This is a genomic window from Streptomyces sp. NPDC111628 (genome assembly GCF_055635195.1).
Genome location: NZ_JBVKBZ010000001.1, coordinates 1,464,557 through 1,490,424 on the forward strand (window position 1 = coordinate 1,464,557; position 25,868 = coordinate 1,490,424).

Here is a 25,868-nt window from a genome sequence, read left to right on the forward strand (position 1 = left end):
CTGGTGTATCGTCCGACAGGGGACGCGCCGCGCACCGTACGGCGCCGGGGATGGACATCTCAGACTGTGGAGGGGGGCGACGGGCGATGCACGGCCTATGGACCGACGATCCGACGCGGCGGAGCCGCCGCCGGCGACCCTGGCGCACGACCACGACAACGACCGCGCGCCGACGGGGTCGGCACGGCCACCACGGGGGCCGGCCCGCTCCGCGCTGCCCCCACCCGCGCCGACCGGGCGAGCGCAGAAGGCAGGACCGGCCGGCCCACCGGTGCGCGCGGGACGCGGGAGCGGTGCGGACCGGGAGGCCCCGGTGAGTCCGCCCCCCGTGCCCACGCTGGACGGCGCGCTGCGCGGCCAGGCCGCGCCCGGACCGCTGCTGCCCCGGCCGTCGGCCGCCGCCGGCGCCCCACCCCTCGTCCGCCAGCTCGTGCTCGCCCTGGTCTGCGCGGCCTACGCCGTCGGTGCCGCGCTCGGCTGGGGTTCGCAGTACGTCGCCAAGATCATGGGCGACTTCGGGCTGAGCGCCGCGGCGGCCGCCGCCGCCGTCTCCTGCTTCCTCTACGCCCGCGGACGCCGCGTCCGCTTTCGACCGGCCTGGCTGCTCTTCGCCCTCTCCTCGGCGATGGCGTCCCTGGGCAATCTGGTCTGGGGGTGGTACGAGGTCGTGCTGCGGGTGCCGGTGCCCAGCCCCAGCTACGCGGACCTGTTCTTCCTGTGCTTCGCCCCGCCCGCCATCGTGGGGCTCCTCGTGCTGGCCAAGCGGCCGGTGACCAAGGCCGGGTGGATCTGCCTGGGCCTGGACGCCTGGCTGATCGGCGGCTCGCTGCTGACCCTGGCCTGGAGCCTGGCGCTCGCCCAGGCGGCCAAGGCCGAGGGCGGTTCCAGCGTGGCGCACGCCGCGCTCTCGGTGGCCTACCCGCTGCTCGACATCGCCCTCGTCAGCATGGTGCTCGCGCTGCACTTCCGGCGGTCGCCCGTCTGCAGATCCGCCGTCAACACCGCCATCGGCGCGCTCGCCCTGACCGTGGTGTGCGACGCCCTGTTCACCTCGCCGCTGCTCCACAACAGCTACCGCTCCGGACAGTTGCTCGACGCGGGCTGGTTCGCCGGCTCCCTGCTGCTCGCGTACGCCCCCTGGGCCGCGTCCCGGCGCGGGCGTGCGGCGCCGGACGAGAAGGGGACCGGCGGCCACACCCGCGTGGTGCGCGAGCACGTGCCCGGCCAGCGCGGCAGCGGTCACCGGCCCACGCCCCCCTCGGTACCGCCGACCACGTCCACCGCCCTGCCCGGACCCGGGCAGGGCGGCGAACGGGGCCGCTATCCGGCCGCCCGCCCCATCGCCGGGTCGCTGGCCGCGCTCACGCCGTACCTCGCCGCCGCCGTCTGCACCCTGGGCATCCTCTACAACGTGCTCAACGGCCGCAGCGTCGACCGCGTGGTCCTGCTGACCGGCGGCACCGTCGTGCTCGCGCTCGTCGTCCGGCAGGGCATCATGCTGCTCGACAACATCGTCCTCACCCAGGAACTGGCCCAGAAGGAGAACCACTTCCGGTCCCTGGTCCAGGGCTCCAGCGACGTCATCATGATCGCCGCGCCCAACGGCATCCTCCGCTACGTCTCCCCGGCCGCCGCCGGGGTCTACGGACGGCCCGCCGAGGAACTGGTGGGCACCGAGCTGGCCGGGCTCATCCACCCCGAGGACCTCGGCTGCGTGGTGCACGAGGTGCGCCGGTTCCTGGCCGCCAACCCGGTCGAGGAACCCACCACACGCATCGAGTGCCGCTTCCGCTCCGGGGGCGGGGGAGAGTGGCTCAACGTCGAGTCCACCGTCAACCGGCACCACGGCGGCCTCATCTTCAACAGCCGGGACGTCACCGAAAGAGTGCGCCTCCAGGCGCAGCTCCAGCACAACGCCGAACACGACCCGCTCACCGACCTGCCCAACCGCGCCCTGTTCACCCGGCGCGTCCAGCAGGCCCTGTCCGGCCGCCGCGCCTCGGACCGGGGCGCCGCCCTGCGCGGGACGGCGGTGCTCTTCATCGACCTCGACGGCTTCAAGGGCGTCAACGACACCATCGGGCACCAGGCCGGGGACGAGCTGCTCGTCCAGGCCGCCCGCAGACTCCACGAGGCCGTCCGCAAGGGCGACACCGCCTCCCGGCTGGGCGGCGACGAGTTCGCGGCCCTGATCGTCGGGGACGGCGCCCGGGACCGGGCCGCCCGCGAGGGCCACATCCGGGAGTTGGCCGACCGGCTCAGACTGACGCTCTCCCAGCCCTACCTCATCGACGGCAACGAAGTCCGGGTCAACGCCTCCATCGGCGTCGCCTTCGCCGAACCCGGCCTGGGCGCAGGTGAGCTGCTGCGCAACGCCGACCTCGCCATGTACCGGGCCAAGGCGGGCGGCAAGGGACGCGTCGAGCTGTACCGACCGCAGATGCAGCAGGACGTCGTACGCAAGGCCGAGCTGGCCACCCGGCTGCGGGCCGCGCTGCACGACGGGGAGTTCGCCCTGCTGCACCAGCCGGTGGTCTCGCTGGCGGACGGCCGGATCACGTCGGTGTGCGCCCAGGCGCGCTGGCGCTCCGCACAGGGTGTGCTGTTCACCCCCGCCGAGTTCCTGCGGGTGACCGAGGAAGGCGACAGAACCGCCGAACTCGACCGCTGGGTGCTGCGCGAGGCCGTCGAGCAGGCCGCCGAACGCGCGGCGACCGGGCTGTCCGTGACCGTGGCCATACGTATCGGCGCCCGCCGCCTGCTGGACCGCTCCATGCCGCTCGGTTCCGTGGAGGCGCTGCTGACCCGGCACGGACTGCCGCCCGGCTCCCTCGTGATCGAGCTGTCGGACATCGACCCACGGGTCGGCCTCGACGAGCTGGACCGCCGGCTGAACGCCCTGCGCAGGGTCGGCGTCCGGATCGCCCTGGACGGCTTCGGCAACGGCTACGCGGCGATCACCGCGCTGCGCCGCCTGCCCGTGGACGTCCTCAAGCTCGACCGGGGCCTGGTCGAGGGCGTCGTGGAGTCCGCGCGGCTGCACAAGATCACCAGTGGTCTGCTGCGCATCGCCACCGACCTCGGACTGAAGTCCGTGGCCGACGGCGTCGACCTGCCCGAGCAGATCGTCGCCCTGCGCGCGATGGGCTGTACCCACGGGCAGGGCATGGCGTTCTCCGGGGCCCTGGACGAGTACCGGCTGCGCAGAGCGCTCGCGGCCGGTCACTACCCGGTGCCCCACGGGCCGGCCGAGCCGGCCTTCGCGGGCGGCGGTGCCGGGGTCTACGGCAAGGGCGTCGGCGGCCCGGGCCCGGGGCAGGTCACCGGCGGTGTCCCCTCCGGACTGCCGGCCGTTCTGAGTGGTGGCACGGCCCTTCGCTCACATAATGAGACTCCCGTCCCACCCACTTGACAGTGAGTGCGCGCCGGAGGGAAGGTCAGTGCCATGCGCACCCGAATTCTCGTACTTGGAAAGCGCGTCGGCTGAAGCTGGTGACGTCCGGACCGACCCGGACTCCCCGCGATCCACACCGACGCGCTCCCCTCGCTTGCCTTACGGCACGAGGGGTTTTTTGTTGCACAGGCACCTGCCGAGCAGCAGCCCAGATCGCCCAAACCTCGCAAAAACCCTCAGCATCGAGAAGAGAACGCCGATGACCGAGCAGGCCACCGGGGCTCACCCGCAGCCCCGGCCCCGATCCGGAGGACAGTCCGCCCCCGAGCACGTCACGGGTGCGCAGTCCCTCATTCGCTCTCTCGAGGAGGTCGGCGCCGACACCGTATTCGGCATCCCCGGTGGCACGATCCTTCCGGCCTACGACCCGCTGATGGACTCCACCAGGGTGCGCCACGTCCTGGTCCGCCACGAGCAGGGCGCCGGCCACGCGGCCACCGGCTACGCGCAGGCCACCGGCAAGGTCGGCGTCTGCATGGCGACCTCGGGTCCCGGTGCCACCAACCTGGTCACCCCGATCGCCGACGCCAACCTGGACTCCGTGCCGCTGGTCGCGATCACCGGCCAGGTGGTCTCCTCCGCGATCGGCACGGACGCCTTCCAGGAGGCGGACATCGTCGGCATCACCATGCCGATCACCAAGCACAGCTTCCTGGTCACCAAGGCCGAGGACATCCCCCGGGTGATCGCGCAGGCGTTCCACATCGCCTCCACCGGCCGCCCCGGCCCCGTCCTGGTCGACATCCCCAAGGACATCCTCCAGAAGAAGACCACCTTCTCCTGGCCGCCGGTCATGGACCTGCCCGGCTACCGCCCGGTCACCAAGCCGCACGCCAAGCAGATCCGCGAGGCGGCCAAGCTGATCTCCGCGGCGAAGCGGCCCGTGCTCTACGTCGGCGGCGGCGTGCTCAAGGCGAAGGCCACCGCCGAGCTGAAGGTCCTCGCCGAACTCACCGGAGCGCCCGTCACCACCACCCTGATGGCGCTCGGCGCGTTCCCCGACAGCCACCCGCTGCACGTGGGAATGCCGGGCATGCACGGTGCGGTCACCGCCGTCACCGCGCTGCAGAAGGCCGACCTGATCGTCGCCCTCGGAGCCCGCTTCGACGACCGCGTCACCGGCAAGCTGGACAGCTTCGCCCCGTACGCCAAGATCGTCCACGCCGACATCGACCCGGCCGAGATCGGCAAGAACCGCGCCGCCGACGTGCCGATCGTCGGCGACGCCCGCGAGGTCATCGCCGACCTGGTGCAGGCCGTCCAGAAGGAGCACGAGGACGGCAACAAGGGCGACTACAGCGCCTGGTGGAAGGACCTGAGCCGCTGGCGCGACACCTACCCCCTGGGCTACGACCAGCCGGAGGACGGCTCGCTCTCCCCGCAGCAGGTCATCGAGCGTGTCGGACAGCTGGCGCCCGAGGGCACGATCTTCGCGGCCGGCGTCGGCCAGCACCAGATGTGGGCCGCGCACTTCGTGCAGTACGACAAGCCCGCCACCTGGCTGAACTCCGGCGGCGCGGGCACCATGGGCTACGCCGTCCCGGCCGCCATGGGCGCCCAGGCCGGTATGCCCGACCGCACCGTCTGGGCGATCGACGGCGACGGCTGCTTCCAGATGACCAACCAGGAACTGACCACCTGCGCCCTGAACAACATCCCGATCAAGGTCGCCGTCATCAACAACGGCGCCCTCGGGATGGTCCGCCAGTGGCAGACCCTGTTCTACAACCAGCGGTACTCCAACACGGTGCTGCACTCCGGCCCGGACGACGTCAACCCTCAGGCCCGCGGCACCCGCGTCCCCGACTTCGTGAAGCTGTCGGAGGCCATGGGCTGCTACGCCATCCGCTGCGAGGACCCCGCCGACCTCGACAAGGTGATCGAGGAGGCCAACTCCGTCAACGACCGCCCCGTCGTCGTCGACTTCATCGTCCACGAGGACGCGATGGTCTGGCCGATGGTCGCCGCCGGCACCTCCAACGACGAGATCATGGCCGCCCGGGACGTCCGCCCCGACTTCGGCGACAACGAAGACGACTGAGCGAGAGAGACCGAAGAGACCATGTCCAAGCACACGCTCTCCGTCCTGGTGGAGAACACACCCGGCGTCCTGGCGCGGATCACCGCCCTCTTCTCCCGCCGCGGCTTCAACATCGACTCGCTCGCCGTCGGCGTCACCGAGCACCCCGACATCTCCCGCATCACCATCGTGGTGAGCGTCGAGGACTTCCCGCTGGAGCAGGTCACCAAGCAGCTCAACAAGCTGGTGAACGTGCTCAAGATCGTCGAGCTGGAGCCCACCCAGGCCGTCCAGCGCGAACTCGTTCTGGTGAAGGTGCGCTCCGACAACGAGACGCGCTCCCAGATCGTCGAGATCGTCCAGCTGTTCCGCGCCAAGACCGTCGACGTCTCCCCGGAGGCCGTCACCATCGAGGCCACCGGGAGCAGCGACAAGCTGACCGCCATGCTCCGGATGCTGGAACCGTACGGCATCAAGGAGCTCGTCCAGTCCGGCACGATCGCCATCGGCCGCGGCGCCCGTTCGATCACGGACCGCTCGCTGCGCGCACTCGACCGGTCCGCATAACGACGGAAACGGTCCGCACCACAACGGAAACGGGCGGCCGGGGACGCCGCCGGCCGCCCGCATTCCGAGACCCCGAAACTTCGCCTCCCCCCACCGGCATACGGTGGGACGCAACACCTGCACACAAGGAGAGAACCCAGTGGCCGAGCTGTTCTACGACGCCGACGCCGACCTGTCCATCATCCAGGGCCGCAAGGTCGCGGTCATCGGGTACGGCAGCCAGGGCCACGCCCACGCCCTGTCGCTGCGCGACTCCGGTGTCGACGTGCGCGTCGGTCTGCACGAGGGCTCCAAGTCCAAGGCCAAGGCCGAGGAGCAGGGCCTGCGCGTGGTGAGCCCGTCCGAGGCCGCCGCCGAGGCCGACGTCATCATGATCCTGGTCCCGGACCCGATCCAGGCCGAGGTCTACGAGAAGCACATCAAGGACAACCTGAAGGACGGCGACGCGCTGTTCTTCGGCCACGGCCTGAACATCCGCTACGGCTTCATCAAGCCCCCGGCCGGCGTCGACGTCTGCATGGTCGCCCCCAAGGGCCCGGGCCACCTGGTGCGCCGTCAGTACGAGGAGGGCCGCGGCGTTCCCTGCATCGCCGCCGTCGAGCAGGACGCCACGGGCAACGGCTTCGCGCTGGCCCTGTCGTACGCCAAGGGCATCGGCGGCACCCGCGCCGGCGTCATCAAGACGACCTTCACCGAGGAGACCGAGACCGACCTCTTCGGTGAGCAGGCCGTCCTGTGCGGTGGCACGGCCGCGCTGGTCAAGGCGGGCTTCGAGACCCTGACCGAGGCCGGCTACCAGCCGGAGATCGCCTACTTCGAGTGCATGCACGAGCTGAAGCTGATCGTGGACCTCATGTACGAGGGCGGCCTGGAGAAGATGCGCTGGTCGATCTCCGAGACCGCCGAGTGGGGCGACTACGTCACCGGCCCGCGGATCATCACCGACGCCACCAAGGCCGAGATGAAGAAGGTCCTCGCCGAGATCCAGGACGGCACCTTCGCCAAGAACTGGATGGACGAGTACCACGGCGGTCTGAAGAAGTACAACGAGTACAAGAAGCAGGACTCCGAGCACCTCCTGGAGACCACCGGCAAGGAGCTGCGCAAGCTCATGAGCTGGGTCGACGAAGAGGCGTAGGTCTTTGCCCCGCGGGGGTGCCCGGCGCGCCGGGCACCCCCGCGGGATCCACTTCCGGGTGATGCTTCCGCAGAGGCGCAGGACACTGCCCGCCACGCCACTAGACTGCTGAACACATACGCGTCAGGCCCACAGCGTCGTGCGTCTTCCACGCGGCTAGCAACCCTCCGCATGCGGCCGTCGGGACGGCCGTCCGCATTGGACTTGTGAGGACTCACGTGAGCTCGTACCCCAGTCAAAAAGCTACGGTACTCATCGCTGAAGAGCTGTCGCCCGCGACCGTGGACGCGCTCGGCCCCGACTTCGAGATCCGCCGGTGCAACGGCGCGGACCGGGCCGAACTGCTCCCCGCCATCGCCGACGTGGACGCGATCCTGGTCCGCTCCGCCACCAAGATCGACGCCGAGGCCGTGGCCGCCGCCAAGAAGCTCAAGGTCGTCGCCCGCGCCGGTGTCGGCCTGGACAACGTCGACGTCTCCGCCGCCACCAAGGCCGGCGTGATGGTGGTCAACGCCCCGACCTCCAACATCGTCACCGCCGCCGAGCTGGCCTGCGGCCTGATCGTCGCCACCGCCCGCAACATCCCGCAGGCCAACGCCGCGCTGAAGAACGGCGAGTGGAAGCGCAGCAAGTACACCGGTGTGGAGCTGGCCGAGAAGACCCTCGGCGTCGTCGGCCTCGGCCGCATCGGCGCGCTCGTCGCGCAGCGCATGTCGGCCTTCGGCATGAAGGTCGTCGCCTACGACCCCTATGTGCAGCCCGCGCGGGCCGCGCAGATGGGCGTCAAGGTGCTGTCGCTGGACGAGCTGCTCGAGGTCTCCGACTTCATCACCGTCCACCTGCCCAAGACCCCCGAGACCCTCGGCCTGATCGGCGACGAGGCGTTGCGCAAGGTCAAGCCGAGCGTCCGCATCGTCAACGCCGCGCGCGGCGGCATCGTCGACGAGGAGGCGCTGTACTCGGCGCTCAAGGAGGGCCGCGTCGCCGGCGCCGGCCTGGACGTGTACGCCAAGGAGCCCTGCACCGACTCGCCGCTGTTCGAGTTCGACCAGGTCGTCGCCACCCCGCACCTCGGCGCCTCCACCGACGAGGCCCAGGAGAAGGCCGGTATCGCCGTCGCCAAGTCGGTCCGCCTGGCCCTCGCCGGTGAGCTGGTCCCCGACGCGGTCAACGTCCAGGGCGGCGTCATCGCCGAGGACGTCAAGCCGGGCCTGCCGCTCGCCGAGCGCCTCGGCCGGATCTTCACGGCGCTCGCCGGTGAGGTCGCCGTCCGCCTCGACGTCGAGGTCTACGGCGAGATCACCCAGCACGACGTGAAGGTGCTGGAGCTGTCCGCGCTCAAGGGTGTCTTCGAGGACGTCGTCGACGAGACGGTGTCGTACGTCAACGCCCCCCTGTTCGCCCAGGAACGCGGCGTCGAGGTCCGGCTGACCACCAGCTCGGAGTCCTCGGAGCACCGCAACGTCGTCATCGTGCGCGGCACCCTCTCGGACGGCGAGGAGGTGTCGGTCTCCGGCACGCTGGCCGGCCCGAAGCACCTCCAGAAGATCGTCGCCGTCGGCGAGTACGACGTGGACCTCGCCCTGGCCGACCACATGGTCGTCCTGCGCTACGAGGACCGTCCCGGCGTCGTCGGCACCGTGGGCCGCGTCATCGGCGAGGCCGGTATCAACATCGCCGGCATGCAGGTCGCCCGCGCGACGGTCGGCGGCGAGGCGCTGGCCGTGCTGACCGTCGACGACACGGTGCCCGCCGGGGTGCTGGCGGAGGTCTCGGCGGAGATCGGCGCGACGTCCGCCCGGTCCGTCAACCTGGTCTGAGGCGGCCGTACCCGGGGGCTGCCGCCCCCGGGACCCCCGCTCACGGCCTCAAACGCCGGACGGGCTGAGTGAGTCAGCCTGTCCGGCGTTTTCCGTGTCCGCCGTCTCCGCCTGCGGGCGCACCCGGATGTTGCGCAGCCCCAGCGCGGCCAGCGCCGCCGCCCCGAGCAGCAGCAGCGCCCCCGCCGCAGCGGCGCCCCGCATCCCGTCGGTGAACGCCTCGCGTGCCGCCGTGGCCAGGGCGTCTCCCGCGCGCCCCGGGAGTCCGGCGGCGACGGACAGCGCGCCGCCCAGGGTCTCCTGCGCCGGGTCGGGCGCGCCGGAGGGGATGCCGTGGCGGTAGAGGGCCGTACCGATGGAGCCGAGGGCGGCCATGCCCAGGGCGCCGCCGAACTCGGTGCCGGTCTCCAGCAGTGAGGAGGCCGCGCCCGCCTTCTCGACCGGGGCCGAGCCGAGCGCCAGGTCGGTGAGCTGGGACATCACCACGACGAGACCGGCGGCGAGGACGCCGCACGCGGCCAGCACCAGCCACAGGGAGTCCGTACCGGCCAGGGCGAGAAGGCCGTAGCCGCCCGCCGCGACGACGAATCCGGCCGTCACGAGGTACGCGCGCTCGACACCGCGCTGGGCCAACTGGGCGGCGACCGGTGCGGCGACGCCGATGAGCACCGACGGCAGCAGGCTCCACAGTGCGGCCTCCAGCGCGCTCTTGCCCAGGACCGACTGCAGGTACTGGGTGGTGAAGTACGCCGAGCCCAGCATCCCGAAGGCCGACAGGGTGTTGAGGACCAGCGCCGGGGTGAAACCGTGCCCGCGGAAGAGGGCGGGCGAGATCATCGGCGAGGCCGAGGTGCGCTGGCGGTGCACGAACAGCGCCGCGAACAGCAGCCCGACGGTGATCGAGACGACGTAGCGGACGTTCCAGCCCTCCGAGGGCAGCTCCTTGAGGCCGTAGACCACGGGGAGGACCGCCGCCATCGACAGCGGGACGCTCAGCCAGTCGAAGCGGCCGGGGGACGGGCTCTTCGACTCGGGGAGCAGCACCGGGCCGAGGATCAGCAGCAGGGCCATCGCGGGCAGGTTGACCAGGAAGACCGAGCCCCACCAGAAGTGCTCGACGAGGATGCCGCTCATCACCGAGCCGAGCGCGATCCCGGCCGTCATCACCCCGGACCACAGTCCGATCGCCTTCGCCCGCTGGGCGGGGTCGGTGAACATCGTGCGGACCAGCGCCATCGTCGACGGCATCAGGGTGGCGCCGCCGATGCCGAGGACCGCGCGGGCCGCGATCAGCGTCTCGGCGGTGTGCGCGTAGGCGGCGAGCACGGAGGCGGCGCCGAAGGCCACCGCGCCGAGGAGGAGGAGCCTGCGCCGGCCGATGCGGTCACCCAGCGCCCCCATCGTCATCAGCAGACCGGCCAGGACGAAGCCGTAGATGTCGAAGATCCACAGCTGTTGGGTGCCGCTCGGGTCCAGATCGGCGCTGATCTGCGGGATCGCGAAGTACAGGACGGAGACGTCCATCGAGACCAGCAGCAGCGGAAGCATCAGTACGCCCAGCGCGGTCCACTCGCGGCGGCCGGCCCGGGACGGGTTCGTTGTCATGACGGCGACTGTACGCACGTCTTATACGCTTGTCTAGAACGTTTGTATAAGACGAGTGTCTGGACGGATGGATAGGGTGACGGCATGGGACACCGCGAGGATCTGCTCGAAGGCGCCAAGCGCTGCCTGCTGCAGAAGGGATTCATGCGCACCACGGCGCGTGACGTCGTCAGGGAGTCGGGGACCAACCTGGCCTCCATCGGCTACCACTACGGCTCGAAGGACGCCCTGCTGGCGCAGGCCTACGTGGCGCTGGTCGAGGACATGGCCGACGCGTTCGAGGGCGGCGAAACCCCGGGGTTGACCACCGAACCGGGTTCCGTCGAACGGTTCCGCGAGGTCTGGTCGAATGTCATCGCCACCATGAAGGAGCCCGGCTCCCCGTGGCGGCTCAGCATGGAGATCATCGTCATCGGCGACCAGCTGCCCGAGCTGCGCGACCACCTCGCGAAGGCCCAGCAGGAGGCCGGGCGCGGGTTCATCCCGCTGCTCATGGGCGGGCGGGAGGAGGACGTCTCCGGGGAGGAGCTCGGCACCCTCGGCATGTTCTACGTGACGCTGATGACCGGTCTCATCGCGCAGTGGACCTTCGACCCGAACACGGCGCCCGAGGCGGACCAGCTCGCCGAGGGCCTGCGCCGGGTGATCGAGGCCGCTACAGGCGACGCGCCTTGAGCGCCATGTGCAGCAGCAGCCGGTCCTCGCCGTCGTCCAGGTCCAGGCCGGTGAGCTGCTCGACGCGGGACAGCCGGTAGTACAGCGTCTGACGGTGGATGCCCAGCTCGGCGGCGGTCCGGCCGGCCTGGCCCGCGCGGTCCAGGTACACCTCCGCGGTACGGGCGAGTTCGCGGTGGGCGGGGGAGAGCAGGGCCCGTACGGCCCGGTCGTGGGCGGCGTGCGGAGGCAGCGCGGTCAGCAGGCGGAACGGCCCGATGTCCGTCCACTGGGCGACCGGAGCGAACCGTGCCTCGGCGCGCGCCGCCCGCGCCGCCGCCGACGCCTCGGCCCAGGCCGTCCCCAGGTCCGCGAGACCCGTGCGCGACGCCGAGACCCCCGCGGCCACGCCGGTCGCCGGGTCGGTGTCCCGGGCCGGGACCCGCTCCAGCAGCCGCCCCGCCGCCGACGTCGCCGGGGTCGGCACGTCCGCCGAGCGCAGCCGGACCAGCAGCGCCAGCGACACGCCGACGGCCCCCCACGGCACCGTGCACAGAGCCGTCGCCCCCGGCACCGTGCGGACCGAGGGCGCGTCGTCCGGGTCGGCCGAGGGCCAGGGCGCCACGCACACCACCGCGTGCGGGGTGTCCGCGCGGGCGCCCAGCGCGCTGCGCAGCTCCGCCACCGCCATGTCCCGCTGCCAGTCCCGCTCCGCCGTCAGCACCGCCCGCAGCTCCCGGCTCAGGTCCGCGCCGTGCTGCGCCTCGTCGGCCAGCAGCGCGCCGATCCGCGCCGCTACCTCCATGGCCGCCGCCAGCTGCCGCTCGGTCGGCCCCGGGTCGGTGTCCAGGAGCCAGACATAGCCGAGGACCACACCCCGATGGCGTACCGGCAGACAGGTGCGCCCCCGGTACACCCCCGCCTCGGGGGTCGGCGGAATGCGGACCGGGCCGGTCGCACGGGTGATCCCGAAGCTCTCGAACCAGGCCCGCACCGCGGCGGTGGACCGCCGGGTGAGGATCGAGCGGGTGCGCACCGGGTCGAGGGCGGACGGGTCGAGGTCGCCCTCGCTGTCGTAGGCGCCGAAGGCGATCAGTTCGAAGTCGCGGTTCTCCAGGGTCGCGGGCGCGCCCAGCAGCTCGGAGAGCTCGTCGACCAGCTCCTGGTAGTCACCACGCGTACCACCGGAGCCTGCGGAACCTCTGGAATCCGACGTCACCCGGGCATTCTGCCGCATATGCGCGCCCCCTTCATACATCTGTCTGAGATCCGCGGCACGGATGCGTGACAGCTGTCGATGGCCGACGATCGGGAGGATCCTTAGATTTCACGGTGGTTCTCCGTGCCGTTCCCCCTTCGTCGGGCAGCGGCCCCTGTGTTGGTTGGTAAGTGGAGGTGCCCCGTGCTGGGTCCCGTGATTCTCGCCGCGTCGCGCAGCGACCGGATGCGTCGTCTCGTCTCGGCCGCGCCCGTGACCAAGCCGGTCGTGGACCGGTTCATCCCCGGCGAGACGGTCGACCAGATCGTGCCGATCGTCCGGGACCTCACCGATCAGGGCCTGGAGCTGACGATGGACGTCGTCGGCGAGGACATCACCACCCCCGCGCAGGCCGAGGCCGCCCGCGACGCGTACCTGGAGCTGATCGACCGGCTCAAGCCGCTCGACCTCGGCACCCGCGCCGAGATGTCCGTGAAGCTCTCCATGTTCGGCCAGGCGCTGGACGGCGGCCACGAGCTGGCCCTCGCCAACGTCCGCCCGGTCGTCGAGGCCGCCGCCGAGATCGGCACCACCGTCACCCTCGACGCCGAGGACCACACCACCCTCGACTCGATGTTCGCCATCCACGAGGAGCTGCGGAAGGACTTCCCGCAGACCGGCTGCGTCATCCAGGCCTACCTCTTCCGCACCGAGGCCGACGCGCGCCGCCTCGCCGACAGCGGCTCTCGCGTACGGTTGGTGAAGGGCGCCTACAAGGAGCCCGCAGAGGTCGCGTACCAGCAGCGCCACGAGATCGACAAGGCGTACGTGCGGATCCTGCGCACGCTGATGGAGGGCGAGGGCTACCCGATGATCGGGTCGCACGACCCGCGCCTGATCTCCATCGGCCAGGAGCTGGCCCGCACGGCCGGACGCAAGCTCGACGAGTACGAGTTCCAGATGCTGTACGGCATCCGCGGCGACGAGCACCTGCGCCTGGCCGCCGAGGGCCACCGCATGCGCGTCTACACCGCCTACGGCACCGACTGGTACGGCTACTTCATGCGCCGTCTCGCGGAGAAGCCGGCCAACCTCCGGTTCTTCGCCCGCTCGATGGTCAGCAAGGGCTGAGCCCGCACCCGCTCGCACAACCCGCTCAGTAAGGAGTTACCGAACTCATGGACGCTGTGACCCAGGTCCCCACCCCCGTCAACGAGCCGGTGCACGGCTACGCGCCCGGTTCCCCGGAGCGTGCCCGCCTGGAGGCCAAGCTCAAGGAGCTGGCCGACAATCCGGTCGACCTGCCCTGCACCATCGGTGGTGTGAAGCGGATGGGCGGCGGCGAGCGCTTCGACGTCGTGCAGCCGCACAACCACAAGTCCCGCCTGGGTACCTACGCCAACGCCACGCAGGCGGACGCCCAGGACGCGATCGACGCCGCCCTGGCCGCCGCCCCGGCGTGGCGCGCGATGTCCTTCGACGACCGCGCGGCGATCATCCTGCGCGCCGCCGAGCTGCTGTCGGGTCCCTGGCGCGAGACCATCGCCGCCTCCACCATGCTGGGCCAGTCCAAGACCGCCCAGCAGGCCGAGATCGACAGCCCCTGCGAGCTGATCGACTTCTGGCGCTTCAACGTCCACTACGCCCGCAACATCCTGGCCGAGCAGCCCCCGGCCAACTCCCAGGGCGTGTGGAACCGCATGGACCACCGCCCGCTGGAGGGCTTCGTCTACGCGATCACGCCGTTCAACTTCAGCGCGATCGCGGCCAACCTGCCCACCGCCCCGGCCCTGATGGGCAACGTGGTGGTCTGGAAGCCGTCCCCGACGCAGACCCACGCCGCCGTGCTGCTCATGCAGCTCCTGGAGGAGGCCGGGCTGCCCAAGGGCGTCATCAACCTCGTCACCGGCGACGGCATCGCGGTCTCCGAGGTCGCCCTGGAGCACCGGGACCTCGCGGGCATCCACTTCACCGGCTCGACCAAGACCTTCCAGCACCTGTGGAAGACGGTCGGCAACAACATCGAGAAGTACCGCACCTACCCGCGCCTGGTCGGCGAGACCGGCGGCAAGGACTTCCTCGTCGCCCACCCGAGCGCGGACCGCGCGGTGCTCAAGACCGCGCTGACCCGCGGTGCCTTCGAGTACCAGGGCCAGAAGTGCAGCGCCACCTCCCGCGCGTACATCCCGGCGTCCATCTGGAACGACGGGTTCAAGGAGGAGTTCGCCGCCGAGGTCGACTACCTCACCATGGGTGACGTCACCGACCTGTCGAACTTCATCGGCGCGGTCATCGACGAGCGGTCCTTCGCCAAGAACAAGGCCGCCATCGACCGCGCCAAGGAGGACGAGACCTGCACGATCGTCGCGGGCGGCTCCTACGACGACTCGGTCGGCTACTTCGTCCGTCCGACCGTCGTCGAGTGCACCGACCCGGAGAACGAGGTCTTCCGCACCGAGTACTTCGGCCCGTTCCTCGCCGTGCACGTCTACGACGACAGCGCCGACGACGCCTACGACACGATGCTGACCCAGATGGAGTCGGTCTCGGACTACGCGCTCACCGGCTCGGTCGTCTCCAACGACCGCGCGGCGGCGGCGTACACGATGGAGAAGCTGCGCTACGCGGCCGGCAACTTCTACATCAACGACAAGTCGACCGGCGCCGTGGTCGGCCAGCAGCCCTTCGGCGGCGGCCGTGCCTCCGGCACCAACGACAAGGCCGGTGCCCCGCAGAACCTGATGCGCTGGACGCTGACCCGCGCCATCAAGGAGACGCTGGTCGCGCCGACCGACTACACGTACCCGCACATGGGCTGACACCCGCGCGCGAATCGCCCGGCGGGGCCAGGTCGACCGACCTGGCCCCGCCGGGCTTTTCCGCAGGTCGGAGCGGTGTACGCACAGAGGCCGTCTCAGATAGTAGGAAGTCCGAGTAATTGTGGAGACAGACGCGGTGCGCTCCCTTAGCTTTGTAGGAGCCGAACGTCCCGCTCGATCGAGCGAATGGCGGTCGTGAGCCCGTGCCCGTGCAGGCAACCCCTGCGGCACCGAGCTCCCCGCCCCTTCCGGCGTCTCTCACCACCCTCGCTTTCCGCGCTCCCTTTGTGCCGAAGGAGTCGATTCCCATGGCCGAGACGACCGTCCGCCGCCGAGTCCGCCACCTCTCCCGTACCAGCGACTCCGACCGCAAGAACGCCGCGGCCGCCCTCCAGCGCTCCCTCGACCGCCGTGACAACGGCGGCGCCACCGGCCACTGAGCCGCGCGGACGACAGTGGCGTCCGCATGGCGGACGCCTCATGTCATCCCGTGGGACGAGCGGTAGGGTGCCGTCATGTCTCGCAGCCTCAATCTCGCAGTGATTCCCGGTGACGGCATCGGCCAGGAGGTCGTGGCCGAGGGTCTCAAGGTCCTCTCCGCCGTCCTTCCGCAGGATGTGAAGCTGGAGACCAAGGAATTCGACTTCGGCGCCCGGCGCTACCACGCCACCGGTGAGACCCTCACCGACGCCGACCTCGACGCCCTCAAGGCGCACGACGCCATCCTGCTCGGCGCGATCGGCGACCCGTCGGTGCCGTCCGGCGTGCTGGAGCGCGGCTTCCTGCTCAAGCTCCGCTTCGCCTTCGACCACCACGTCAACCTGCGGCCGAGCAAGCTCCTGCCCGGCGTCGCCACCCCGCTCGCCGGCCAGCCCGAGATCGACTTCGTCGTCGTCCGCGAGGGCACCGAGGGCCCGTACACGGGCAACGGCGGCACCATCCGCAAGGGCACCGAGCACGAGGTCGCCACCGAGGTCTCCGTCAACACGGCCTACGGTGTCGAGCGCGTCGTCCGCGACGCCTTCGCCCGCGCCCAGGCCCGCCCCCGCAAGAAGCTCACGCTGGTCCACAAGAACAACGTGCTGACCTTCGCGGGCCACCTGTGGACCAACATCTTCAACAAGGTGGCGGCGGAGTTCCCCGAGGTCACCACCGACTACATCCACGTCGACGCCGCGACCATCTTCCTGGTCACCGACCCGGCCCGGTTCGACGTCATCGTCACCGACAACCTCTTCGGCGACATCATCACCGACCTCGCCGCGGCCGTCTCCGGCGGCATCGGCGTCGCCGCCAGCGGGAACATCAACCCGTCCGGCGACTTCCCCTCGATGTTCGAGCCGGTGCACGGCTCCGCGCCCGACATCGCCGGCCAGGGCAAGGCCGACCCCACCGCCACGGTCCTGTCCGTCGCCCTGCTGCTGCGCCACCGCGGGTACGAGGACGAGGCCGCCCGGATCGAGGAAGCCGTCTCCACCGACCTCGGCGAGCGCGGCGGGCTGCCCGCCCGCTCCACCTCCGAGATCGGCGACGCTCTCGCCGTACGAGTAGCCGGCTGACGCCCGCCGCGCCACTCGATCGAATCCGTTTCGAAGCCGCCGGGTCCCGAAAACAAGGCACCCGGCGGCTTTCTCCTGCGTCCGCCAGGTGCGACCATCGAATCCTGGGCCGCATTCACCCCGTTTCACCCGTCGCGGGCCGCGCGCGATAATCGAACGCGAAGCCGCGACCTGAGGGAATGCTCGGACGTCCTAGCACCGGCCACCGGCCGTACGGGCGTGACCGCGGCCCGTCACAACACAACCGGTGAAGGACAGCCACCCATGACGACGCCCACGATCGAGCTCAAGCCCTCCGCCAACCCGCTCTCGGACTCCGAGCGGGCGGCGATTCTGGCCAACCCCGGGTTCGGCCGCCACTTCACCGACCACATGGTGACGATCAAGTGGACCGAGGGCCGCGGCTGGCACGACGGCCAGCTGGTGCCGTACGCCCCGCTCTCCCTCGACCCGGCCACCATGGTCCTGCACTACGCGCAGGAGATCTTCGAGGGACTGAAGGCCTACCGGCGGCCCGACGGCTCCGTCGCGACCTTCCGCCCGGAGAAGAACGGCGCCCGCTTCCAGGCGTCCTCGCGCCGCCTCGGCATGCCCGAGCTTCCCGTGGACACCTTCATCGAGGCCTGCGACGCGCTGGTCGGGCAGGACGAGAAGTGGGTCCCGGCGCACGGTGGCGAGGAGTCCCTGTACCTGCGCCCCTTCATGATCGCGACCGAGGTCGGCCTGGGCGTCAGGCCGGCCAACGAGTACCTCTTCCTCGTCATCGCCTCCCCGGCCGGCGCCTACTTCCCGGGCGGCGTCAAGCCGGTCTCGATCTGGGTCTCCGAGGACCGCGTCCGCGCCGTCCCCGGCGGCATGGGCGACGCCAAGACCGGCGGCAACTACGCGGCCTCCCTGCTCGCCCAGGCCGAGGCCGCCACCAAGGGCTGCGACCAGGTCTGCTACCTCGACGCCATCGAGCGCAAGTGGGTCGAGGAACTGGGCGGCATGAACCTGTACTTCGTGTACGGCAACAAGATCATCACGCCGACCCTCACCGGCTCCATCCTGGAGGGCGTCACCCGTGACTCCCTCCTCACCGTCGCCCGCGACCTCGGTTACGAGGCGGAGGAGGGCCGCGTCTCGGTCGACCAGTGGCAGCGCGACTCGGCGAACGGCACCCTCACCGAGGTCTTCGCCTGCGGGACCGCCGCTGTGATCACGCCGGTCGGCACGGTCAAGCGCACCGGTGCCGAGTGGCAGCAGAGCGGGGGCGAGACGGGCGAGGTGACGCAGCGGCTGCGGGACGCGCTGCTGGACATCCAGCGGGGGACTGTCGCGGACGTGCACGGGTGGATGCACACGCTGGCCTGACGCGGCCGGCGTGGGGGCGGGCCCGCTGGTGGCTGCCGCCCCCAGACCCCCGCTTCGGCCTGAACGGCCTCGTCCTCAAACGCCGGACGGGCTGAGTGTGTCGACCCCGGGCTCCTCCGACGAGCCGGCCCGGGGCTGCGGCAACGCCACGTACACCACCCCGCCCACCAGCCCCGACAGCAGGAAGCTGCAGTCCACGCCGCCCGTGAGGGACAGCAGCGGGCCCTCGTACGACGGCAGGGACACCGCCAGCACGCCGACCAGCGCGCCCACCGCCCAGGCAGCCGTCGCGGGGATGTTCCAGCCGGACCGGTACCAGTAGATCCCGCCCCGTGCCCGGCGGTTGAAGACCTGGAGGGCGTCGGCGTCGTACACCCCGCCGCAGCGGACCGAGCCGATCATCGTGATGACCGCCCACGGGGTGCCGATCGCGGTCAGCAGCAGCACGAAGGACGTCATCGCCGACTGCGCCTGCCAGGCGTAGTGCCCCGCGAAGACGCAGGCCGTGGCGACCACGGCGACCGCGCAGGTGGCACGGGCTCGGGAGGCCCGCGGCAGGATGGCGTCCAGGTCCAGGCCCATCGAGTACAGCATCAGCCCCGCGTTGCCGACCGAGCCGGCCGAGGCGGCCAGCAGCAGCGGCACCAGGTACCAGGTGGGGGAGGCGTCGACCAGCGGGCCCGCGTAGTCCAGGGCGGCGCGGGCCGCGTACGCCGTGAAGGTGCCGAAGAGCTGCGGGACCAGCAGGCCGAGCAGCAGCCCCAGCCAGGTCGCGTGCAGCACCCGGCGGGAGGGGTGGCGGGCCGGCGAGATGTAGCGGGTGTAGTCGCCGAGCAGCGTGATGAAGGCGATCGGCCCGGACAGTCCCGCGGCCACGGCGGCCAGCAGCCACGTCGGCCAGAACCCGCCCAGCAGGTACCCGCCCGCCTCCGGCAACGCGGCGGTGGTGAAGTCGGGGGCGTAGGCGATCACGCCGAGGACCAGCAGGGCGGTCATGCCGTAGGCCAGCACCCGGGACATGGCGAGCAGCACCCGGTACCCGTACACCGCGCCCGCCACGGTCGCGGCGGCGAGCAGGCCGTAGACGACGGCGTACGTCGCACCGCCCTGCGGCAGGCCGAACAGCCGCCCCAGCACGCCCGCCATCACGTCCCCGCCGATCCACACGGTCAGCGCGGTGTAGCCGAGGGCGAGGAGCAGGCCGACCACCGAGCCGACCAGCCGCCCGCGCACCCCGAACTGGGCGCCGGAGGAGGTGGACAGGTTGGTGCCGGTGCGCAGCGAGATCAGGGCCAGCGGGGCCGTGAACACCGTGCCGACGACCGTCCCCGCGACCACCGAACTCACCGACGCCCACCAGCCGAGGCCGAAGGACGGGGGCAGCCAGCCGAAGACGATCACGCCCAGGCACAGGTTGGATCCCAGCAGGATCGAGACCAGGTCCCGGGGTCCGCTGGTGCGTTCCGCTTCCGGGATGGTGTCGACTCCGCGCTGTTCTATCGGCATGGCTGGTCTCCTTCGACGGCCGCCTGAGATTTAGAGCGACGTTCAATGTGGCGTCTGTCCTGCGTGCTCGTCAACGGTTCCGTGGCATGTAATTGACGTTTAGAGTGATGCTCTAATCTCGGTATGGCAAGGAGGTGCCGCGTCGTGAGACTGACCCCCACGGAACGTGACCGGCTGCTGCTCTTCGGGGCGGCCGAGCTGGCCCGCGCCCGCCGGGCCCGCGGGCTCAGGCTGAACGTGCCGGAGGCGACCGCGCTGATCGCGGACACCGTGTGCGAGGCCGCCCGCGACGGAGCGCGCCTCGCGGAGGCCATCGAGCGCGCCCGGTCCGTGCTCGGCCCGGACGACGTCCTGCCCGGCGTCGCCGACGTGGTCACCGAGGTGCACGTGGAGGCCGTCTTCGACGACGGCTCCCGCCTCGCGGTCGTCGCCGATCCCGTCGGCGGCGGCGGGCTCGGCCCCGATGCCCCCGGAGCGCTGTTGCCGGGACGGGACCGTCCCGAGCCCGGGGCGGCGCTGCGGCTCCCGGTCACCAACACCGCGACCGTGCCGGTCTCCGTGACCTCCCACTTCCACTTCTTCGAGGCCAATCCGCGTCTGGACTTCGACCGTGAGCGGGCCTACGGCATGCGCCTGGCCGTCCCCGCCGGGTCCTCGGTCCGCTTCGGCCCCGGCGAGCGCGTCGAGGTGGGGCTCGTGCCGATCGGGGGTGCGCGCGTCGCCATCGGGTTCGCCGGGCTCGTCGACGGCCCGCTGGACACGCCGGGCGCCAGACAAGAGGCCCTGCGCCGGGCCGCCGCCTGCGGATATCTGGGAGCAGACCGATGAGCATCGACCCGTACGCCTACGCCGCCACCCACGGCCCGCGCGCCGGCGACCGGCTCCGTCTCGGCGACTCGGGGCTGGTGATCCGCGTCGAGTCCGACGCGCAGCGGTACGGGGACGAGTTCCTCGCCGGTTTCGGCAAGACCGCCCGCGACGGACTGCACCTCAAGGCCGCCGCCGTCCGCGACACCTGCGACGTCGTGATCAGCAACGTGGTCGTGATCGACGCCGTGCAGGGCATCCGGAAGGTGTCGATCGGCATCCGCGAGGGGCGCATCCACGCCATCGGACGGGCCGGGAACCCCGACACCCTCGACGGCGTCGACGTCGTCGTCGGCACCGGTACCTCGATCGTGTCCGGCGAGGGTCTCATCGCCACCGCGGGAGCCGTGGACACCCACGTCCATCTGCTCTCCCCGCGCATCATGGAGGCCTCGCTCGCGTCCGGCGTGACGACGGTCATCGGGCAGGAGTTCGGCCCGGTCTGGGGCGTCGGCGTCAACTCGCCCTGGGCGCTGAAGCACGCGTTCGGCGCCTTCGACGCCTGGCCGGTCAACATCGGCTTCCTGGGCCGGGGTTCCTCGTCCCACGACGCCCCGCTGATCGAGGCGCTGGCCGAGGGCGGTGCGTCCGGCTTCAAGGTGCACGAGGACATGGGCGCCCACACCCGCGCCCTCGACACCGCCCTGCGCGTCGCCGAGGAGTACGACGTCCAGGTCGCCCTGCACAGCGACGGCCTCAACGAATGCCTCTCCGTGGAGGACACCCTCCGGGTCCTGGAGGGCCGCACCATCCACGCCTTCCACATCGAGGGCTGCGGCGGGGGACACGTCCCGAACGTGCTGAAGATGGCCGGTGTCCCCAACGTCATCGGGTCCTCCACCAACCCCACCCTGCCCTTCGGCCGGGACGCGGTCGCCGAGCACTACGGCATGATCGTCTCCGTCCACGACCTGAAGACCGACCTGCCGGGCGACGCCGCCATGGCCCGCGACCGCATCCGCGCCGGGACCATGGGCGCCGAGGACGTACTGCACGACCTGGGCGCCATCGGCATCACCTCCTCCGACGCGCAGGGCATGGGCCGGGCCGGCGAGACCGTCCGCCGCACCTTCGCCATGGCCGGGAAGATGAAGGCCCAGTTCGGCGCCCCGGACGACGGCCACGACAACGAACGCGTCCTGCGCTACATCGCCAAGCTGACCATCAACCCCGCCATCGCCCACGGCCTCGCGCACGAGGTCGGCTCCATCGAGACCGGCAAGCTCGCCGACATCGTGCTGTGGCGGCCGGAGTACTTCGGCGCGAAGCCGCAGCTGGTCCTCAAGTCGGGCTTCCCGGCGTACGGCGTGGTCGGAGACCCCAACGCGGCCACCGACACCTGCGAACCCCTGGTCCTCGGACCCCAGTTCGGCGCGCACGGCGCCACGCCCGCCGAGATATCGGTGGCCTTCGTCGCGCAGGCCGCCCTCGACCAGGGGCACGACACCATGCCCACCCGCCGCCGCCGGGTGGCCGTGCGCGGCACCCGCGGCATCGGCCCGGCCGACCTGCGCCTGAACTCCCGTACCGGCGCGGTCGACGTCGACCAGCGCACCGGTCTGGTCACCCTGGACGGCGACCCGCTGCGTTCCGAACCCGCCGAGTCGGTCTCCCTCAACCGCCTCTACTTCCTCTGACCTCACGCTGACCTTTTTTCAGACCTCTCTACGAGCCCTCTCCGACCTCTCTCCGATCTCCTGGACACCTCCATGACCTTCCGCATGCCGCCCGAGTGGGCCCCCCACGAACGCACCTGGATGGCCTGGCCGGGCCCCAACGCGACGTTCACCGACGACCAGGAGCTGGCCGGGGCTCGTGCTGCCTGGGCCTCGGTCGCCCGCGCGGTGCGCCGTTTCGAGCCGGTGACGATGGTGCACGGGCCCGGCCAGGCAGCCACCGCGCGCGAGCTGCTCGGACCGGACGTCGACCTGGTGGAGCGGGAGCTGGACGACGCCTGGATGCGGGACATCGGCCCGACCTTCGTGACGGACGGGCAGGGCGGGCTCGCCGCCGTGGACTGGGTCTTCAACGGCTGGGGCGGCCAGGACTGGGCCCGCTGGGAGCACGACGCCAAGATCGCCCGCCACGTGGCGGACCTCGCCGTCGCCCCCGTGCTGAGCAGCCCGCTCGTCAACGAGGGCGGTGCGATCCACGTCGACGGCGAGGGCACGGTCCTGCTGACCGACACGGTCCAGCTCGGCTCCGGCCGCAACCCCGGCTGGAGCCGCGAGCAGGTCGAGGCGGAGATCCACGCCAAGCTCGGCACCACCCGGGCGATCTGGCTCCCGCACGGCCTGGCCGGCGACTACGGCAGGTACGGCACCCAGGGCCACGTCGACATCGTCGCGGCCTTCGCACGGCCGGGCACGGTCGTCGTGCACAGCCAGCGCGACCCCCGGCACCCCGACCACGAGCGCTCGCAGCTGTACCTGGAGATCCTGCGCGGCCGGACCGACGCCAGGGGCCGCCGCCTGGAGGTCGTCGAGGTTCCCGCACCGACGGTCCTGCGGGACGAGGCGGGCGACTGGGTCGACTACTCGTACATCAACCACTACGTGTGCAACGGCGGCGTCGTCCTCTGCGCCTTCGGCGACCCGAACGACGAACTCGCCGCGGGCATCTTCCGCCGCCTGTTCCCGGAGCGGACGGTGACCCTGGTGGACGCGCGTACGATCTTCGCGGGTGGCGGGGGCATCCACTGCATCACGCAGCAACAGCCGAGGACCTAGAAGACCCGGGAGCGGACATGGCCGGTGGTGGGCGCAGGCAGGCCCCGCCGCGCGAGGACGTGCTCGCCGCCGCCATGGAGATGATCGCCGAGCGCGGGCTGGAGAAGCTCACCATGGCGGCGCTCGGCCGCGAGGTCGGCATGAGCAGCGGCCACCTCCTGTACTACTTCGGCTCCAAGGACGAACTGCTGCTGCGCACCCTGGAGTGGAGCGAGGGCCGCCTCGGCGCCGAGCGCGGCCGCCTGCTCACCCGGCCCGGCACCGCCCGGGAACGCCTCGGCGCCTACGTCGACCTGTACGTCCCCGACGGCCACCGCGACCCGCACTGGACGCTGTGGCTGGAGGTGTGGAACCGCTCACAGAACGCCCCCGACGAGGCCCGCGACCGGCAGGCCGCCATCGAGGGCGCCTGGCACCGCGACCTGGTCGCCCTGCTCGCCGAGGGCATCTCGCGCGGCGAGTTCCGTGCCGTGGACCCGGACCGCTTCGCGTCCCGGCTGCGGGCCCTCCTCGACGGCTTCGCCATCCACGTGGCGATCGGTCTGCGGGGGACGGACCGGGCGCAGGTGCTCGGTCACGTACGGGACTTCCTGACGGACGGCCTCTACGGGCGGGACTGAGCCCGTGCCCCCGGACGGCCGCCGTTCGCATCCTGAGACGGACGATGGACAGGGGGACGGAGTGTGCCAGACTGCCACCGTGCTCTCGTTCGCCATGATTATTGGCAGCAGGCGCGCCGGTCCGCAGTGACCACCACGTACGACCAGGTACGGGTGGACACCGTCGTCCTCGACCCGCGCGCAGACCTCTCGCACCCGCGAGAGGTTTTTCGCTTTCCTGGCCCCACCCGAGCCGGGAAGAGAGCGCGAGGGATCATAGACGGACGGTGGAACCGGTCATTCCGGTAGACCGAGATCCCCAACAGGAGCCTTCAGATCATGACCGCAACCAGCGAACTCGACGATTCGTTCCACGTCTTCGACACCACCCTGCGGGACGGCGCGCAGCGCGAGGGCATCAACCTCACGGTCGCGGACAAGCTGGCCATCGCACGGCACCTGGACGACTTCGGGGTGGGCTTCATCGAGGGCGGCTGGCCCGGCGCCAACCCGCGGGACACCGAGTTCTTCGCCCGCGCCCAGCAGGAGATCGACTTCCGGCACGCCCAGCTGGTCGCCTTCGGCTCCACCCGCCGCGCGGGCGCCACCGCCGCCGAGGACCACCAGGTCAGGGCGCTGCTGGAGTCCGGTGCCGAGGTGATCACGCTGGTCGCCAAGTCGCACGACCGGCACGTCGAACTGGCCCTGCGCACCACGCTGGACGAGAACCTGGCGATGGTGGCCGACACGGTCTCGCACCTGAAGGCGCAGGGCCGCCGGGTCTTCGTCGACTGCGAGCACTTCTTCGACGGCTACCGCGCCAACCCCGAGTACGCCAAGTCGGTCGTGCGCACCGCCTCCGAAGCCGGTGCCGACGTCGTCATCCTGTGCGACACCAACGGCGGCATGCTCCCCGCGCAGATCCAGGCCGTGGTCGCCACGGTGCTCGCCGACACCGGTGCCCGGCTCGGCATCCACGCCCAGGACGACACCGGCTGCGCCGTCGCCAACACGCTCGCCGCCGTCGACGCGGGCGCGACCCACGTCCAGTGCACGGCCAACGGCTACGGCGAGCGGGTCGGCAACGCCAACCTGTTCCCGGTCGTGGCCGCCCTGGAGCTGAAGTACGGCAAGCAGGTGCTGCCCGAGGGCCGGCTGCGCGAGATGACCCGCATCTCCCACGCCATCGCCGAGGTCGTCAACCTCACGCCCTCCACCCACCAGCCCTACGTGGGCGTCTCCGCCTTCGCCCACAAGGCCGGCCTGCACGCCTCCGCGATCAAGGTCGACCCGGACCTCTACCAGCACATCGACCCCGAGCTGGTCGGCAACACCATGCGGATGCTGGTCTCCGACATGGCGGGACGTGCCTCCATCGAGCTGAAGGGCAAGGAGCTCGGCATCGACCTCGGCGGCGACCGCGAGCTGGTCGGCCGGGTCGTGGAGCGGGTCAAGGAGCGCGAGCTGGCGGGCTACACCTACGAGGCCGCCGACGCGAGCTTCGAGCTGCTGCTGCGCGCCGAGGTCGAACGCAGGCCGCTGAAGTACTTCGAGGTCGAGTCCTGGCGCGCGATCACCGAGGACCGCCCCGACGGCAGCCACGCCAACGAGGCCACGGTCAAGCTCTGGGCCAAGGGCGAGCGCATCGTCGCCACCGCCGAGGGCAACGGCCCGGTCAACGCCCTGGACCGGTCGCTGCGCGTCGCGCTGGAGAAGATCTACCCCGAGCTGGCCAAGCTCGACCTGGTCGACTACAAGGTCCGCATCCTGGAGGGCGTGCACGGTACCCAGTCCACCACCAGGGTGCTCATCTCCACGTCCGACGGCACGGGGGAGTGGGCCACGGTGGGCGTCGCGGAGAACGTCATCGCCGCCTCCTGGCAGGCCCTGGAGGACGCGTACACCTACGGGCTGCTGCGGGCCGGGGTCGCGCCCGCCCAGTGAGCGGAGCAGGTAATGACTCCGCGCTTTATGTCTGAT

19 protein-coding genes are annotated in these 25,868 nt (G+C 71.2%); 16 read left to right on the forward strand and 3 right to left on the reverse strand.

From position 1 onward, the window contains the following. Positions 1-313: 313 nt before the first annotated feature. The 5 genes from ACZ7MF_RS07085 (at position 314) to serA (ending at position 8,999) form a co-directional block, all read left to right on the forward strand. Positions 314-3,412 carry a putative bifunctional diguanylate cyclase/phosphodiesterase gene (locus tag ACZ7MF_RS07085; protein WP_471474971.1) on the forward strand — a complete coding sequence of 1,033 codons (3,099 nt, stop codon included), beginning with the start codon at positions 314-316 and terminating at the stop codon, positions 3,410-3,412. Between the two features lie 241 nt (positions 3,413-3,653). Continuing rightward, positions 3,654-5,495 carry an acetolactate synthase large subunit gene (locus ACZ7MF_RS07090; protein ID WP_471474972.1) on the forward strand — a complete coding sequence of 614 codons (1,842 nt, stop codon included), beginning with the start codon at positions 3,654-3,656 and terminating at the stop codon, positions 5,493-5,495. Positions 5,496-5,516: 21 nt separating this feature from the next. Next, complete coding sequence (gene ilvN / locus ACZ7MF_RS07095; protein ID WP_003973483.1) at positions 5,517-6,041, forward strand: acetolactate synthase small subunit; 525 nt, start codon at positions 5,517-5,519, stop codon at positions 6,039-6,041. A gap of 139 nt (positions 6,042-6,180) precedes the next feature. Next, a complete protein-coding gene (gene ilvC / locus ACZ7MF_RS07100; RefSeq protein ID WP_471474974.1) occupies positions 6,181-7,179 on the forward strand; it encodes a ketol-acid reductoisomerase in 999 nt (332 codons plus the stop codon). A 218-nt stretch (positions 7,180-7,397) separates the two neighbouring features. Continuing rightward, positions 7,398-8,999 carry a phosphoglycerate dehydrogenase gene (gene serA / locus ACZ7MF_RS07105; protein WP_471474975.1) on the forward strand — a complete coding sequence of 534 codons (1,602 nt, stop codon included), beginning with the start codon at positions 7,398-7,400 and terminating at the stop codon, positions 8,997-8,999. Between the two features lie 48 nt (positions 9,000-9,047). On the opposite strand, the gene ACZ7MF_RS07110 is transcribed toward serA, so the two are convergent. Continuing rightward, entirely contained in the window at positions 9,048-10,604 is a 1,557-nt protein-coding gene (locus tag ACZ7MF_RS07110; RefSeq protein WP_471474976.1) for an MFS transporter, read from the reverse strand. A gap of 84 nt (positions 10,605-10,688) precedes the next feature. On the opposite strand from ACZ7MF_RS07110, the gene ACZ7MF_RS07115 reads away from it, so the two are divergent. Beyond that, the gene (locus ACZ7MF_RS07115; protein WP_471474978.1) at positions 10,689-11,279 is read left to right on the forward strand and encodes a TetR/AcrR family transcriptional regulator; all 591 of its coding nucleotides are present in this window, start codon (positions 10,689-10,691) and stop codon (positions 11,277-11,279) included. On the opposite strand, the gene ACZ7MF_RS07120 is transcribed toward ACZ7MF_RS07115, so the two are convergent. After that, positions 11,260-12,495, reverse strand: a complete 1,236-nt coding sequence (locus ACZ7MF_RS07120) for a PucR family transcriptional regulator (RefSeq protein WP_471474979.1) — start codon at positions 12,493-12,495, stop codon at positions 11,260-11,262. The genes ACZ7MF_RS07115 and ACZ7MF_RS07120 overlap by 20 nt on opposite strands. Positions 12,496-12,660: 165 nt before the next feature. Here ACZ7MF_RS07120 and ACZ7MF_RS07125 point away from each other — a divergent pair, with 165 nt between their 5' ends. The 5 genes from ACZ7MF_RS07125 (at position 12,661) to ACZ7MF_RS07145 (ending at position 18,187) form a co-directional block, all read left to right on the forward strand. After that, on the forward strand, positions 12,661-13,587 hold the full coding sequence (locus ACZ7MF_RS07125; RefSeq protein ID WP_164278750.1) for a proline dehydrogenase family protein: 927 nt from the start codon (positions 12,661-12,663) through the stop codon (positions 13,585-13,587). Between the two features lie 47 nt (positions 13,588-13,634). Further along, a complete protein-coding gene (pruA, locus tag ACZ7MF_RS07130; RefSeq protein ID WP_471474981.1) occupies positions 13,635-15,275 on the forward strand; it encodes an L-glutamate gamma-semialdehyde dehydrogenase in 1,641 nt (546 codons plus the stop codon). A 308-nt stretch (positions 15,276-15,583) separates the two neighbouring features. Beyond that, on the forward strand, positions 15,584-15,715 hold the full coding sequence (locus ACZ7MF_RS07135) for a hypothetical protein (RefSeq protein WP_011030289.1): 132 nt from the start codon (positions 15,584-15,586) through the stop codon (positions 15,713-15,715). Between the two features lie 75 nt (positions 15,716-15,790). Next, a complete protein-coding gene (locus ACZ7MF_RS07140; RefSeq protein ID WP_471474982.1) occupies positions 15,791-16,834 on the forward strand; it encodes a 3-isopropylmalate dehydrogenase in 1,044 nt (347 codons plus the stop codon). 264 nt (positions 16,835-17,098) lie between these two features. After that, positions 17,099-18,187, forward strand: coding sequence for a branched-chain amino acid aminotransferase (locus ACZ7MF_RS07145; protein ID WP_471474983.1), 1,089 nt, complete (start codon positions 17,099-17,101; stop codon positions 18,185-18,187). 75 nt (positions 18,188-18,262) lie between these two features. Here the strand turns inward: ACZ7MF_RS07145 and ACZ7MF_RS07150 are convergent, their stop codons facing one another. Continuing rightward, positions 18,263-19,693, reverse strand: coding sequence for a cytosine permease (locus ACZ7MF_RS07150; RefSeq protein WP_471474985.1), 1,431 nt, complete (start codon positions 19,691-19,693; stop codon positions 18,263-18,265). Between the two features lie 144 nt (positions 19,694-19,837). Here ACZ7MF_RS07150 and ureA point away from each other — a divergent pair, with 144 nt between their 5' ends. From ureA to cimA, 5 genes are all read left to right on the forward strand, one after another. Beyond that, a complete protein-coding gene (ureA, locus tag ACZ7MF_RS07155; RefSeq protein ID WP_471474986.1) occupies positions 19,838-20,521 on the forward strand; it encodes an urease subunit gamma in 684 nt (227 codons plus the stop codon). Continuing rightward, positions 20,518-22,197 carry an urease subunit alpha gene (locus ACZ7MF_RS07160; protein WP_471474988.1) on the forward strand — a complete coding sequence of 560 codons (1,680 nt, stop codon included), beginning with the start codon at positions 20,518-20,520 and terminating at the stop codon, positions 22,195-22,197. Before ureA ends, ACZ7MF_RS07160 begins: the two co-directional genes overlap by 4 nt. A gap of 72 nt (positions 22,198-22,269) precedes the next feature. Then, on the forward strand, positions 22,270-23,289 hold the full coding sequence (locus ACZ7MF_RS07165) for an agmatine deiminase family protein (RefSeq protein WP_471474989.1): 1,020 nt from the start codon (positions 22,270-22,272) through the stop codon (positions 23,287-23,289). Between the two features lie 17 nt (positions 23,290-23,306). Continuing rightward, entirely contained in the window at positions 23,307-23,909 is a 603-nt protein-coding gene (locus tag ACZ7MF_RS07170) for a TetR/AcrR family transcriptional regulator (RefSeq protein ID WP_471474990.1), read from the forward strand. 318 nt (positions 23,910-24,227) lie between these two features. Then, the gene (cimA, locus tag ACZ7MF_RS07175) at positions 24,228-25,832 is read left to right on the forward strand and encodes a citramalate synthase (RefSeq protein WP_471474992.1); all 1,605 of its coding nucleotides are present in this window, start codon (positions 24,228-24,230) and stop codon (positions 25,830-25,832) included. Positions 25,833-25,868 lie beyond the last annotated feature (36 nt).